This window comes from Methylobacterium sp. WL8 (assembly GCF_008040045.1).
GTDB classification, from domain to species: domain Bacteria; phylum Pseudomonadota; class Alphaproteobacteria; order Rhizobiales; family Beijerinckiaceae; genus Methylobacterium; species Methylobacterium cerastii.
Genome location: NZ_VRVF01000015.1, coordinates 1 through 13,536, shown reverse-complemented (window position 1 = coordinate 13,536; position 13,536 = coordinate 1). Strand labels below are relative to the sequence as shown.

Annotated in this window: 14 protein-coding genes; 3 read left to right on the top strand and 11 right to left on the bottom strand. The window is 69.8% G+C overall.

Annotated elements, in window-relative coordinates; genetic code table 11:
• Position 1: 1 nt before the first annotated feature.
• The 6 genes from atpD to FV234_RS07925 all read right to left on the bottom strand — a co-directional run bounded on the left by atpD (position 2) and on the right by FV234_RS07925 (position 6,295).
• Complete coding sequence (atpD, locus tag FV234_RS07950; protein ID WP_147828654.1) at positions 2–1,459, bottom strand: F0F1 ATP synthase subunit beta; 1,458 nt, start codon at positions 1,457–1,459, stop codon at positions 2–4.
• Between the two features lie 48 nt (positions 1,460–1,507).
• Entirely contained in the window at positions 1,508–2,395 is an 888-nt protein-coding gene (locus tag FV234_RS07945) for a F0F1 ATP synthase subunit gamma (protein WP_147752726.1), read from the bottom strand.
• 73 nt (positions 2,396–2,468) lie between these two features.
• A complete protein-coding gene (atpA, locus tag FV234_RS07940; RefSeq protein WP_147813925.1) occupies positions 2,469–4,004 on the bottom strand; it encodes a F0F1 ATP synthase subunit alpha in 1,536 nt (511 codons plus the stop codon).
• Between the two features lie 75 nt (positions 4,005–4,079).
• Complete coding sequence (locus FV234_RS07935; RefSeq protein WP_147828653.1) at positions 4,080–4,649, bottom strand: F0F1 ATP synthase subunit delta; 570 nt, start codon at positions 4,647–4,649, stop codon at positions 4,080–4,082.
• Positions 4,650–4,884: 235 nt separating this feature from the next.
• Positions 4,885–5,571: a DsbA family protein gene (locus FV234_RS07930; protein WP_147828652.1), complete on the bottom strand. Its 687-nt coding sequence runs from the start codon at positions 5,569–5,571 to the stop codon at positions 4,885–4,887.
• Positions 5,572–5,668: 97 nt separating this feature from the next.
• Entirely contained in the window at positions 5,669–6,295 is a 627-nt protein-coding gene (locus FV234_RS07925; protein WP_147752722.1) for a 2-hydroxychromene-2-carboxylate isomerase, read from the bottom strand.
• Between the two features lie 231 nt (positions 6,296–6,526).
• Here FV234_RS07925 and FV234_RS07920 point away from each other — a divergent pair, with 231 nt between their 5' ends.
• Positions 6,527–7,765 carry an argininosuccinate synthase gene (locus FV234_RS07920; RefSeq protein WP_147828651.1) on the top strand — a complete coding sequence of 413 codons (1,239 nt, stop codon included), beginning with the start codon at positions 6,527–6,529 and terminating at the stop codon, positions 7,763–7,765.
• Positions 7,766–7,825: 60 nt separating this feature from the next.
• On the opposite strand, the gene FV234_RS07915 is transcribed toward FV234_RS07920, so the two are convergent.
• Positions 7,826–8,362: a hypothetical protein gene (locus tag FV234_RS07915; protein WP_147813918.1), complete on the bottom strand. Its 537-nt coding sequence runs from the start codon at positions 8,360–8,362 to the stop codon at positions 7,826–7,828.
• A 75-nt stretch (positions 8,363–8,437) separates the two neighbouring features.
• On the bottom strand, positions 8,438–9,046 hold the full coding sequence (gene mtgA / locus FV234_RS07910) for a monofunctional biosynthetic peptidoglycan transglycosylase (protein WP_246685390.1): 609 nt from the start codon (positions 9,044–9,046) through the stop codon (positions 8,438–8,440).
• A 198-nt stretch (positions 9,047–9,244) separates the two neighbouring features.
• Between mtgA and FV234_RS07905 the strand changes: the two genes are divergently transcribed.
• Positions 9,245–10,219, top strand: a complete 975-nt coding sequence (locus FV234_RS07905; RefSeq protein ID WP_147828650.1) for a polyprenyl synthetase family protein — start codon at positions 9,245–9,247, stop codon at positions 10,217–10,219.
• A 9-nt stretch (positions 10,220–10,228) separates the two neighbouring features.
• On the opposite strand, the gene FV234_RS07900 is transcribed toward FV234_RS07905, so the two are convergent.
• A complete protein-coding gene (locus tag FV234_RS07900) occupies positions 10,229–10,684 on the bottom strand; it encodes a DUF1203 domain-containing protein (protein WP_281407952.1) in 456 nt (151 codons plus the stop codon).
• A 202-nt stretch (positions 10,685–10,886) separates the two neighbouring features.
• On the opposite strand from FV234_RS07900, the gene leuB reads away from it, so the two are divergent.
• Positions 10,887–11,996 (top strand): 3-isopropylmalate dehydrogenase, encoded by a 1,110-nt coding sequence (gene leuB, locus FV234_RS07895; protein WP_147828648.1) that lies wholly within the window; start codon positions 10,887–10,889, stop codon positions 11,994–11,996.
• Between the two features lie 90 nt (positions 11,997–12,086).
• On the opposite strand, the gene FV234_RS07890 is transcribed toward leuB, so the two are convergent.
• Positions 12,087–12,491 carry a hypothetical protein gene (locus tag FV234_RS07890; protein ID WP_147763394.1) on the bottom strand — a complete coding sequence of 135 codons (405 nt, stop codon included), beginning with the start codon at positions 12,489–12,491 and terminating at the stop codon, positions 12,087–12,089.
• 141 nt (positions 12,492–12,632) lie between these two features.
• Positions 12,633–13,475 carry a hypothetical protein gene (locus FV234_RS07885; protein WP_147828647.1) on the bottom strand — a complete coding sequence of 281 codons (843 nt, stop codon included), beginning with the start codon at positions 13,473–13,475 and terminating at the stop codon, positions 12,633–12,635.
• Positions 13,476–13,536 lie beyond the last annotated feature (61 nt).

Below are 13,536 nucleotides of genomic sequence, written 5' to 3'. Positions count from 1 at the left end.
CTCAGGCCGCCTTCAGCTTCTTCGCCTTGGCCTGGGCGTCCTCGATGGTGCCGACCATGTAGAAGGCCGCTTCCGGCAAGTCGTCGTACTTGCCCTCGACGAGGCCCTTGAAGCCCTTGATCGTGTCTTCCAGCGGCACCTGGATGCCCGGGGAACCGGTGAAGATCTCGGCCACCGAGAAGGGCTGCGAGAAGAAGCGCTCGATCTTGCGGGCGCGCGCGACCGTCAGCTTGTCCTCTTCCGACAGCTCGTCCATCCCGAGGATGGCGATGATGTCCTGGAGCGACTTGTAGCGCTGCAGCGTCTGCTGGACCCTGCGGGCGACATCGTAGTGCTCCTCGCCGAGGATCGCCGGCGACAGCATGCGCGAGGTCGAGTCGAGCGGGTCCACCGCCGGATAGATGCCCTTCTCGGCGATCGAGCGCGACAGCGTCGTGGTCGCGTCCAAGTGGGCGAACGAGGCGGCGGGCGCCGGGTCGGTCAGGTCGTCGGCCGGCACGTAGATCGCCTGCACCGAGGTGATCGAGCCCTTGTTCGTGGTGGTGATGCGCTCCTGCAGGGCGCCCATGTCCGTGGCGAGCGTCGGCTGGTAGCCCACGGCCGAGGGGATGCGGCCGAGCAGCGCCGACACTTCCGAGCCGGCCTGAGTGAAGCGGAAGATGTTGTCCACGAAGAACAGCACGTCCTGGCCCTGGTCGCGGAAGTCCTCGGCGATGGTGAGGCCGGTGAGCGCGACGCGCGAGCGGGCGCCGGGAGACTCGTTCATCTGGCCGTAGACCAGCGCGCACTTGGAGCCCTCGGCCGAGCCGCCGTTCTCCTTCGGGTCCATGTTCACCTTGGACTCGATCATCTCGTGGTAGAGGTCGTTGCCCTCGCGGGTGCGCTCGCCGACGCCGGCGAAGACCGAGTAGCCCGAGTGCACCTTGGCGATGTTGTTGATCAGCTCCATGATCAGCACGGTCTTGCCGACGCCGGCGCCGCCGAACAGGCCGATCTTGCCGCCCTTGGCGTAGGGGGCGAGCAGGTCGACCACCTTGATGCCGGTGACGAGGATCTGCGACTCCGTCGACTGGTCGGTATAGGGGGGCGCGGGCTGGTGGATGGCGCGGAGCGAGTCCGACTGGATCGGGCCGGCCTCGTCGATCGGCTCGCCGATGACGTTCATGATGCGGCCGAGCGTGTTGTGGCCGACTGGGACCATGATCGGCGAGCCGGTGTCGGTGCACTCCTGGCCCCGGGTCAGACCCTCGGAGGTGTCCATCGCGATGCAGCGCACGGTGCTCTCGCCGAGCTGCGCGGCGACTTCCAGCACGAGGCGGTTGCCGTTGTTCTTGGTCTCGAGCGCGTTCAGGATCTCCGGCAGGTGGCCGTCGAACTGCACGTCGACGACGGGGCCGATGACCTGGACGATCTTGCCGACCTTGTTGGAGCCGGCGCCGGGGGAAGCGGTGTTTGCCATGATTGCGTGCCCTTGAAAGGTATGCGGTCGGTGCGCCGGCGAAGGCGCTTAAAGGGCTTCGGCGCCCGAAATGATTTCGATGAGTTCCTTGGTGATCATCGCCTGACGCGTGCGGTTGTAGATCAGCGTCTGCTTCTTGATCATCTCGCCCGCGTTGCGGGTCGCGGAATCCATGGCGCTCATGCGTGCACCCTGCTCGGATGCGGCGTTCTCGAGGAGCGCCCGGTAGACCTGAACCGTGAGGTTCTTCGGCAGCAGCGTCTCGAGGATCGCCTCCTCAGAGGGCTCGAATTCCATCGCCGAATCCGCCGGCGCACCGGTGCTGCTGGCGCCGCCTTCGGGCAGCTCCGCAGGGATCAGGCGCTGCGCCGTCGGGATCTGCGAGATCACCGAGCGGAACTCGGAGAAGAACAGCGTCGCGACGTCGAACTCGCCGGCCTCGTAGCGGGTCAGGATCTTGTCGGCGATCTCGGCGGCGAAGGGGTAGTCGACCGGGCGGTTGCCGCGGATGTCCTGCGACTCGACGATCTGCTCGCGGAACTGGCGACGAAGCTGGTCCAGACCCTTCTTGCCGACCGTCATCATCTTGACGGTCTTGCCCTCGGTCGCGAGCTTGTCGGCATGCGCCCGCGCCAGGCGCGCGATCGACGAGTTGAAAGCGCCGCACAAGCCGCGGTCGCCGGTGCAGACGATCAGCAGGTGGGTCTGGTCCTTGCCGGTGCCGGCCAGCAGCTTCGGCGCGCCGACGCCGCCGACGAGGTTCCCGGCGAGGTTGCCGAGCACCGCCGCCATCTTCTCGGCATAGGGACGGCCGCTTTCGGCAGCCGTCTGTGCGCGCCGCAGCTTGGCGGCGGCGACCATCTGCATCGCCTTGGTGATCTTCTGCGTCGCCTTCACCGAAGTGATGCGGTTGCGCAGATCCTTCAAACTCGCCATCGGGTGGTCCGGTCTCTCAGGGCCTGTTCACGACCAGGCGCCCGTCGCCGGGCGCCCGATGAGGCGGGTTCGTCTAGTTCGCGAGCGACTTCGCCACGCTCTCGACCACGCTCTTGAGCTTGGCGGCGCTGTCGTCCGACAGGTCCTTCGAGTCGCGGATCGTGGAGAGCAGGTCGGCGTGCTTGGTGCGGAGCGTCGACAGCAGCGCGTCCTCGAACGGGCGGACCTTCGCGACCGGCATCTTGTCGAGGTAGCCGTTGACGCCGGCGTAGATCACCGCGACCTGCTCCTCCATCTTCAGCGGCGAGAACTGCGGCTGCTTCAGGAGCTCGGTGAGGCGCGAGCCGCGGTTGAGCAGCTGCTGGGTCGAGGCGTCGAGGTCCGAACCGAACTGCGCGAACGCCGCCATCTCGCGGTACTGCGCCAGCTCGCCCTTGATCTTGCCGGCGACCTTCTTCATCGCCTTGGTCTGGGCCGAGGAGCCCACCCGCGAGACCGAGAGGCCGACGTTCACCGCCGGGCGGATGCCCTGGTAGAACAGGTCGGTCTCGAGGAAGATCTGGCCGTCGGTGATCGAGATCACGTTGGTCGGGATGTAGGCCGACACGTCGTTGGCCTGGGTCTCGATGACCGGTAGCGCGGTCAGCGAGCCGTTGCCGGCGGCGTCGCCCATCTTGGCGGCGCGCTCGAGCAGGCGCGAGTGCAGGTAGAACACGTCGCCGGGATAGGCCTCGCGGCCCGGCGGGCGGCGCAGCAGCAGCGACATCTGGCGGTAGGCAACGGCCTGCTTGGACAGGTCGTCGTACGAGATCACGGCGTGCATGCCGTTGTCGCGGAAGTACTCGCCCATGGCGCAGCCGGCGAACGGCGCGATGAACTGCATCGGCGCGGCGTCCGAGGCGGTGGCGGCGACGACGATCGAGTACTCCATCGCGCCCTGATCCTCGAGGACCTTCACGAACTGGGCGACCGTCGAGCGCTTCTGGCCGATGGCGACGTAGATGCAGTAGAGCTTCGACTTCTCGTCGCCGCCGGCGGCGTGGCCGGGCTTCTGGTTGAGGATCGTGTCGAGCACGATCGCGGTCTTGCCGGTCTGGCGATCGCCGATGATCAGCTCGCGCTGGCCGCGGCCGACCGGGATCAGGGCGTCGACGGCCTTGAGGCCCGTCGCCATCGGCTCGTGCACGGACTTGCGCGGGATGATGCCCGGCGCCTTCACGTCGACGCGTCGACGCTCGGTCGACTCGATCGGGCCCTTGCCGTCGATCGGGTTGCCGAGGCCGTCGACCACGCGGCCGAGCAGGCCCTTGCCGACCGGGACGTCCACGATAGCACCGGTGCGCTTGACGGTCTGGCCTTCTTTGATCTCGCGGTCAGAGCCGAAGATCACGATGCCGACGTTGTCCTGCTCGAGGTTGAGCGCCATGCCGCGCACGCCGGACTCGAACTCGACCATCTCGCCGGCCTGGACGTTGTCGAGGCCGTAGGCGCGGGCGATGCCGTCGCCGACGGACAGGACCTGGCCGACCTCGGAGACTTCGGCTTCCTCGCCGAAGTTCTTGATCTGGTCTTTCAGGATCGCGGAGATCTCGGCGGCGCGGATGTCCATCGTCGGGCCCTTCAGTTCGTTCTTGTCAGGTGTTCAGGTGTGATGGCGAGAGCCGGGGCGTCCTCGACGGACGGCCTAACGGGCTTCCCGCATCGCGAGACGAATGCCGTTCAGCTTGGTCCGGAGCGAAGCGTCGACCATGCGCGAGCCCATCTTGACGATGAGGCCGCCGATCAGGCTCGGGTCGACGTGCAGGTCGAGGTCGACCTCGGACTTCGCGGCGTCGCGCAGGCTGGCCTTGATCTCCTCCAGCACCGCGTCGGAGGGCCGCTCGGCCACGCGAACCTCGGCGCGGACGATTCCCTTCGATTCGCGAACCAGGCTGCGGAAGGCGGCGATCATGCCGGGCAGCGCGAACAGGCGGCGGTTGGCGGCCGACAGGCGGATGAAGTTGGCAGCGAGGCCGGTGATGCCGGCCTTCTCGAGGATCGCGCCGATGGCGGCGGCCTGCTCCTCACCCGAGAAGACCGGGCTACGGACGAGACGGCGGAGGTCCGCGCTCTCCTTGAGCAAGGCGTCGAAGCGCTCGAGGCCCTCGGCCGTCGCATCGATCTGGCGCTCGTCACGGGCGAGATCGAACAGGGCGGAGGCGTATCGACCCGACACGCCGCCGACCAGGGAACCCTCGGAACCGTTCTGCGCCACCCGTCGCTCTCTCTTGTTCCTTGGCCCTTCGGTTCCGACCGGGCTGCGCCGTAATCAGGGCGCCGGGCCGGAGACCGTCGGGAAATGGGATTGTGCCGGGCTTGTCCGGGACCCACGAAGATCCCTCGGCCGGCGCGGCGACCGCCTAGCATGGCAACCGGAGCCGCGCAAGGCGATCGGCCGATGGCGGCGGCCCGGCCGAGCTTGCGCCGGGTGATCGATCCTACAGGGGAAATCAGCAGGCGAGGCGGTCGCAACGGCGGGTGGCGGCGATCATCTTCGCCATGGAGCGGGCGCCCGGATGCCCGAGGATGCCGGCGTTGCCCAGCACGTAGGACGGGGTCGCGTAGAGGCCGAGGTCGGCCGCGATCCGCATCTGGCTCTTGAGCGCTTCGCGGACCTCGTCGCTGTCGGCGATGCTCTCCAGCTCCGGTCCGGCGATCCCAAGCGCCGTGCCGGCGGCGAGCGCGCCGGGGCCGTCGATCTTGCCGGGCTTGCCGAGCAACCGGCCGTAGAAGTCCCAGGCCGCCTCGGAGCCGAGCTTGCGCTGGACGGCCAGCGCCACCTTGGCGGCCTGGGCCGATTGCGGCGACAGAATCGGATTCTGGACAAGGCCGATGCGCAACGCCGGGTCGGCGGCGTGCAGGGCGATCACGTCGGCGGCGGCCTTGCGGCAGTAGGGGCAGTTGAAGTCGAAGAACTCGTACAGCGTCGTCTCGGCCTCGCGCGGGCCGACGTAGGTGATTCCCCGCAGGGACGCGAGCTGGCCGGTGATCTCGCCTGGGAGCATAGAGTTGGCGACCGGCCTGCCCTCGTCGCTCGTCACCGAGACGCGCTGACCATACGATTGGGCGCGCGCCGCCCCGGTGAGGGCGACGGCGGCGGCCGAGGTCGCGATGAGGTGGCGGCGGGTGAAGGGCATGCTGGCGTCCGAGCGGCGGTGTCGAGCCCGCGCATCAGCCCGGCAATTCAGGCGATGTCGGGGCCTTCGCGTCGGGGAGTCTCGTCGCGCGATGGCGTCAGCGCATGTCGCCCGGGCGCTCGCCGGCGGCCCAGGCCAGCGCCTGCTCCAGGCGGTCGTTGCCCCAGAACAGTTCACCGTCATCCGTCAGGAAGGTCGGGGCGCCGTAGATGCCGCGCGAGCGCGCCTCCTCGCCGACGACGCGGAGCTTGGTCTTGTTCGCTTCGCTCGCCGCCGCCTTGAGCTGCTGCGTCCCGTCGAGGCCGAGCCCGTTCAGGATCTCGACCACCGCCGCGGGCTCGGCGATCGAGCGGCCGTGCGCGAAGCAGGATTCGAACACCGCCTTCGAGAACGGCACCAGCCAATCCTGGTCCTGCCCGAGGATGGCGGCGCGGGTTGCGCTGAGGCTGTTCTGCGGGAACGGATCGGGGCGCCGCACCGGCGGCAGGCCGCAGCGGGCGGCCTCGCGCTCCATGTCGCGCCACATGTTGCGGCCCTTGGCCGGGTAGAGGTTGAAGGGCGAGCTCGTCCAGCCCTGCGAGGCGAAGATCGGCCCGAGCAGGAACGGGCGCCAGCGCACCGCCACGCCGGCCGTCGCGGCCAGACCCTCGATCCGGGCGGCGGCGAGGTAGGAATAGGTCGAAGCGAACTCGTACCAGAACTCGAGGGTCGGCTGGCGCGCCATGGTGATCGCTTCTCCGGGTCTTTAGGTGTCGGCACGCAAATCTCACACCCGTCGATGTCGGGAGCGAGGCAGGTTGGCGCGCGCGACGGGGCATCGGCGACGCCCCGCGCGCTTGAGCGAACGTCCGGCCCGGCATGCCGGTTGCAGGCCGTTCCGGTTGCAGGGCGCCGGACGGCGCGATAAGCCGCCGCAACCCCCTCGCCTAACGTCCGCGAACACCCGAAGGTCCGCATGTCCGAGCCCGACAAGAAGCCCGTGAACAAGGTCGTGCTCGCCTATTCCGGCGGCCTCGACACCTCGATCATCCTCAAGTGGCTGCAGACGACCTACGGCTGCGAGGTGATCACCTTCACCGCCGACCTCGGCCAGGGCGAGGAACTGGAGCCGGCCCGCCGCAAGGCGGAGCTGCTCGGCATCAAGCCCGAGAACATCTTCATCGAGGACCTGCGCGAGGAATTCGTGCGGGACTACGTGTTTCCGATGTTTCGCGCCAACGCGGTCTACGAGGGCGTCTACCTGCTCGGCACCTCGATCGCCCGGCCGCTCATCGCCAAGAAGCAGATCGAGATCGCCGAGCGGCTGGGCGCCGACGCGGTCTGCCACGGCGCCACCGGCAAGGGCAACGACCAGGTTCGGTTCGAGCTCGGCTACTACGCCCTCAAGCCCGACGTGACGGTCATCGCGCCCTGGCGCGAATGGGACCTGAAGAGCCGCGAGCAGCTGATCGCCTTCGCCGAGCAGCACCAGATCCCGATCGCCAAGGACAAGCGCGGCGAGAGCCCGTTCTCGGTGGACGCCAACCTCCTGCACGCCTCCTCCGAGGGCAAAGTGCTGGAGGACCCGGCCGACGAGGTGCCGGATTACGTCTTCTCGCGCACGATCTCGCCCGAGGAGGCGCCGGACACGCCCACGATCGTCACCATCGGCTTCGAGAAGGGCGACGCGGTCTCGATCGCCGGCGAAAAGCTGTCTCCGGCCTCGCTGCTCGCCAAGCTCAACCAGCTCGGCCACGACAACGGCATCGGCCGGCTCGACCTCGTGGAGAACCGCTTCGTCGGCATGAAGAGCCGCGGCATGTACGAGACGCCCGGCGGCACCATCCTGCTGCCGGCCCACCGCGCCATCGAGTCGATCACGCTGGACCGCGGCGCGGCGCACCTCAAGGACCAGATCATGCCGCAATACGCGGAACTGATCTACAACGGCTTCTGGTTCTCGCCCGAGCGCGAGATGCTGCAGGCGCTGATCGACAAGAGCCAGGAACTGGTCACCGGTGAGGTGCGGCTCAAGCTCTACAAGGGCGGCGTCCACGTCATCGGCCGCACGAGCCCGCACTCGCTCTACGACCAGGACCTCGTCACCTTCGAGGAAGGCGCCGTCGCCTACGACCACCGCGATGCGGCGGGCTTCATCAAGCTCAACGCGCTGCGGCTGCGGACGCTGGCGCAGCGGAAGAAGCGGGACGCCTGAGAAGCGCCTTCTCTCCCTCCCCGCAGAGGGGGGAGGGAGAAGCGCCGGCGACCGCAGCCTTCAGTCGTAATCGCCCGGCGCGATGTCGGCGTAGCGCAGGAAGATCTGCAACGCCGGTTGCATCTCGTGGTGCAAGGCTGCGTCCGGCACCGGCGTCGCGCCGTAGGGCGCCTGGGCGTCGACGCAGGGCACGTCGAGGGCGTCGTCCCAGCGGACCGCCAGGTGCGGAATCAACGCGAGATGCGCCTCGGTGACGTCGAATGTGATGTGTTCGGGCGTGGCGCCGTCGGCGTCGCGGAACACGTCGCCGGCCCGGCCCGGATCGAGCTTGGCCAGCGGGTTGTGGTACTGGTAGCGGCCGGGCTTGAGCACCGCGTGCCGGACGAAGGCGGCGAACGCCGCGCCCACTGCCCGGTGCTCTTCGTCGGCACCCTCGTCGTCGCCGGTGACGTTGGCGATGTCGTCGTCCCGCGAGGTCGAGCCGTAGGGGGCGTCCGGGTGGATCATCGGCGCGCCGGCCCCGTCCGGGTTCCAGCCGACGACGAGGCGGCGGATCAGGGCGATCCGCTCCAGGGTGATCTCTGTTGTGCCGGCCATGACGTCCGTTCTCGCTTGGATCACGCTCCCTAACCGCATCCGGGCGGCCTGCGAACCCGGGCCCTGCGCAAAAGCCTATCCCTTGAGGCACCCCATCAGGCCCTCGACCTGCCCCATCCGGCCTTGGATGCGGCCGGCCAGGGACCGCACCCCGCGGGAGGGCTTGCCGGCGCTGCGCAGGATCGGGTTCGGCAGGGTCGCGGCCAGCAGGGCGGCCTCCCCGCGGCTGAGGTCGCGGGCGTTCTTGCCGAACCAGTGCCGGGCGGCGGCCTGGGCGCCGTAGATCCCCTCGCCCCATTCGGCGACGTTGAGATAGATCTCCATCATCCGCCGCTTGCCCCAGAGCGTATCCATCAGGAAGGCGAGCGGAATCTCGAGCGCCTTGCGGACGTAGGAGCGGCCGGGCCAGAGGAAGACGTTTTTCACCGTCTGCATCGCGATGGTCGAGGCGCCGCGGCTCGGCCCGTCCTCGTCGTCGACCACGTCGCGCAGCGCGTCGACGTCGACGCCGTGGTCGAGGCAGAAGCGCTGGTCCTCGGAGGCGAGGACCGCCTGGACCAGGGCCGGCGCGATGGCGGAGAGCGGCACCGCCTCGCGGGCCACCGGCTGGAGCGTCAACCATCGCCCGAGCATCAGGGTTGAGGGCGGCGTCACCGCGCTATAGAGCAGCGCCAGCGCGAGCATGAGGACGAGCCCGACGGCCGGGACGAGCAGGATGCGCCCGACGAGCTTCCGGACCCGCCGTGACGGAGCCGGCGGCTGCGGGCGTCCCAGCGACCTCAGGTCCCGCGCCTCGGTACTCTGCGCGTCGCGACCCGGCGCCGCTTTGCTATCGTCCGCCCGCACCGTGTCGCGTCCCACTCCCGCCAAGGCCCGTTCCCGATGACCTCAACGCAGGCTCACCCCGCTCCGGTCAAGTCGCAAGGTACCGAGCATGCCGCCGACGACGGGTTTTCCCACAAGCTCGCCCGCGTGGCCGACACGGTCGAGACCTTCCTGGTCGAGCGCCTCGGCCCCGAGGTCGGCCCCGGCGAGATCGCGCGCCCGCCGCGCCTGATGGAGGCGATGCGTCACGCGGTGCTCGGCGGCGGCAAGCGCCTGCGCCCCTTCCTCGCGGTCGAGACCGCGCGCATGCTTGGCGGCTCGGAGGCCGGCGCGCTGGCCGCCGGCGCCGGCGTCGAGCTGGTCCACTGCTATTCGCTGGTCCACGACGACATGCCGGCGATGGACGACGACGACATGCGCCGCGGCAAGCCCACCGTGCACAAGGCCTACGACGAGGCGACCGCGATCCTCGTCGGCGACGCGCTGCAGACCCTGGCCTTCGAGATCGTCGCCGACCCGACCTGGCAGCCGGACGCGTCGATCCGCGCCGACCTCGTCCTCGGCCTCGCCCGCGCCTCGGGCCTCGGCGGCATGGTCGGCGGCCAGCTCCTCGACCTGACCGCGGAAGGCCGCTTCGGCCCGGTCTCGCTGGACGTGGACGACACCCTGCGCATGCAGGCGATGAAGACCGGCGCGATCCTCGCCTTCTCGGTGGAGGCCGGCGCGATGGTCGGCGGCGCCACGACGGACGAGCGCGCCGCGCTCTTGCGCTACGGCCTCGCGCTCGGCCAGGCCTTCCAGATCGCCGACGACATCCTCGACCGCGAGGCCTCGCCGGAAGCGATGGGCAAGGCCACCGGCAAGGACAAGGACGCCGGCAAGGCGACCCTCGTCGACCGCCTCGGCCTCGACGGCGCGCGCGCCGAGTGCGACCGTCTGGTCGGCGTCTGCGAGGAGGCGGTCTCGCGCTGGGGCGATCGGGCGCAGACGCTGCGCGAGGCGGCGCGGTTCACGGTGGCACGGAAGGCCTGAGGCGAAGCCTCACGCCGCGCGCTCGACACGGGCCAGCCAGCAGCCGGGCTTGGCCGTATGGATGTTGACGAAAACGCTGCGCGGATCGGCGAGCGCGCGTCGCAAAGGTCCCTCGACCTCGGCGCCCGCGCAGACGTGGCCGAGATCGTACAGGCAGAAATCCTCGGCATCGTAGGCCCGCACCGAGACGAGCGGGTTCGCGGCGACCGTCGGCGCGAGCGTATCGTCGGCTGCGAAGTGCGGACAGGCGTCGGCGTGCAGGAAGATCGGGCTCGGCGTCCAGTAGATGCCCCGCGGCTGCGGCAGCGCATAGGAGCCGAGCAGCATGGTTTCGCCGGATTCGGCGAGGCGCAGGCAGTGCCGGCATGGGAATCCCTTGTGAGGCTCGGCAACCACCCGGTGCAGCGCGTTGCCGAAGTCGTCATGACCTGAGCATCGGAAGCGCTCCGCGGTCTCAGTCTTCATCGGGATACAGCGGAAGGCTTTCATCGGGGGCTCCTTAGGCCCCTACCGGACGCGATTGGCGCTCGCCGCGCACCCCGTTTCTTGCTGTCGTATCAGATCAGGCCGCGGGCGATGGGTCGCAGCGCTTGGCCCGAAACCTTGCCAAGCGCTGCGACCCATCGCTACACCCCGCCGACCCCCCGCCCTCCGGAACGATCAGATCATGGCCACCTACAAGCTCCTGCTCCTGCCCGGCGACGGGATCGGCCCCGAGGTGATGGCCGGCGTCCAGACGGTGCTGGCGGCGCTCGCCGAGACTGGGCTCGCCCACTTCGAGACCGAGGCCGACCTCGTCGGCGGCTCGGCGATCGACGCCCACGGCAAGCCGCTTTCGAACGCGACGCTGGCCAAGGCGGATGCGGCCGACGCGATCCTGCTCGGGGCGGTCGGCGGCCCGAAGTGGAACGGCGTGGCCTACGAGATCCGCCCCGAGGCCGGCCTGTTGCGGCTCCGCAAGGATCTCGGCCTGTTCGCGAACCTGCGCCCGGCGATCTGCTATCCGGCGCTCGCCGACGCCTCGGCGCTCAAGCGCGAGCTGGTCGAGGGCCTCGACATCATGATCGTGCGCGAATTGACCGGCGGCGTGTATTTCGGCGAGCCGAAGGAGATCACCACCCTGCCCGACGGCTCGAAGCGGGCGGTGGACACGCAGGTCTACACCACGGCCGAGATCGAGCGGATCGCCCACGTCGCCTTCGATTTGGCAGGCAAGCGCTCCGGCCGGGTCGCGTCGGCCGAGAAGCACAACGTGATGAAGTCCGGCGTCCTGTGGAAGGAGGTCGTCACCGCGGTCCACGCGCGGCACTATGCGGGAATCGAACTGGAGCACGTGCTCGCCGACAACTGCGCGATGCAGCTCGTGCGGCGCCCGAAGCAGTTCGACGTGCTGGTGACCGACAACCTGTTCGGCGACGTGCTCTCGGACGTCGCGGCGATGCTGACCGGCTCCCTCGGGATGCTGCCCTCGGCCTCGCTCGGTGCGGTCGACGCCCGCGGCACCCGCAAGGCGCTGTACGAGCCGGTGCACGGCTCCGCCCCCGACATCGCCGGACAGGACAAGGCGAACCCGATCGCGATGATCGGCTCGCTCGCCATGTGCCTGCGCTACTCGTTCGGCCTCGGCGAGGCGGCCGACCTCGTGGACGGCGCGATCACCGCGGCGCTCGCCGGCGGCGCGCGCACGGCCGACATCGCCGGCGATGGGTCGAAGGTCCTCGGCACGCGCGCCATGGCCGAGACGATCGCGGCTGAGCTTCGCACCCGCGCGGCCTGAGCCGCCAAGAACGCAAGCGGATAAGAACGAGAAAGGGCGCGCAGCTCTCGCTGCGCGCCCTCGATCGGCACGGGTGGGTTTCGGCCCGGCTTAGTACGGGTTGCCGTAGCGCGAGACGTAGGAGGTCGGATCGATCGCGTCGACGGCCGAGAAGTCGACGTTGCGGATCGCGCTCGACCGGGCGCCGATGAACGGGCCGTTGGTGATCGGATCGGGCAGGATGCCACCGCCGTAGCCGTCGTTGCGGCCGTAGACCGGGTTAAGCTGGTTCGACTGCGCGATCAGCACCGGGTTGGTGGCCGGGTTGCTCACCGAGCCGTTGCCGGGCTCGACCACGTTGCCGGCGTCGAGCCAGCTGCGCGGGCGGATGCGGATCGGCAGCGGGCGACTGACGCGGTAGCCGGGGCCGAACCCGTCCTGCGCCTGGGCCGGAGCGGTGAAGCCGAGGCTGGTGACGGCGAGGGCGCCCAGCAGGGCGATCTTGATCGAGCGCATGACGCACCTTGTTTGAATGCGGGTCTGGTATGGCGCCGAGAGATTAAGAATCCGGTGCCTGTTGCGCAGTAGACGCCCGAGCGCGGCCGTGGTTCCGGAAAAACGGCCGAGCTTACGTGTTTTGCCGCAATGTTGCCCCAATCACGCACGGGGCCGCTTCGGCGGAGGCGTCGTGCGGCGCGGCGCGATCGAGCCGGTGCGACCCGCCAGCTCCTGCGCCGAGAGCGCCCGGATCGGATCGCAGGCCGGATCGCGACGCGCCTCGGCCTCAGTGAAGACGGCGTCGGTGGCGGGGTCCGCGCGCCCGTCCAGCGCGAGGCCGTCGAGGGCGCAGGCGAGCGCGCGCGGCTCGGGCGGTTGTCCCAGAGGCGCGCACAGCCAGCCGTCCACCCGAACCGGCCGGGCCTCCAGGGTGACGAAGCCGGTGCAGATCCGGCGCCGGTCGCCGGACAAGGTCGCCTCCAGCGTCTCGACCGCGCCGAACTTGGTGGCGACCCGCCCGCGGGCGCCGGTGCGGACCACCGCGAGGTTCGGACCCTCCGCCGCGCGCCGGGCTAGCGTCACGAACAGGCCGGGCTGCGGCTCGGCGGCGTCCCGCGTCAGGGTGAGGCGCAGGTGCGTCTCCTCGATCGCCGAGAAGTCGCCGCTTGCCAGCGTCTGCTCCTGCGGGTTGCGCGGCGGTTCGATCCGGACCGTCTCGCCGGCCCGGTCGAGGCGCAGGCGCCCGGTGCCGGCGGCCGGGGCGACCGGGCGGGCGTTCAGCGTCATGGCCGGGACGAAGGCGATGCCGAGATCGGTCGTCGTGACGGATGCCGGGGCCGGAGCGGGCGGATCGGCGGGCCGCTTGGTCTCGCGCGAGAACAGGCTCAAGGCGCCGATGACGAGCACGGCGCCGACGGCCCGGCCGGTGAAGGCGACGAGCCGCCACCGCCGCGGCGCGGGTGCCGCGGGGGCGAGGTCGGGGAACGTCTCGTCTGGAGCCATCGGATGCGGTCGCGCCTCGGGAAAGCGCCGGCACCATCCGCCCCGATCCCCTCCCCCCACC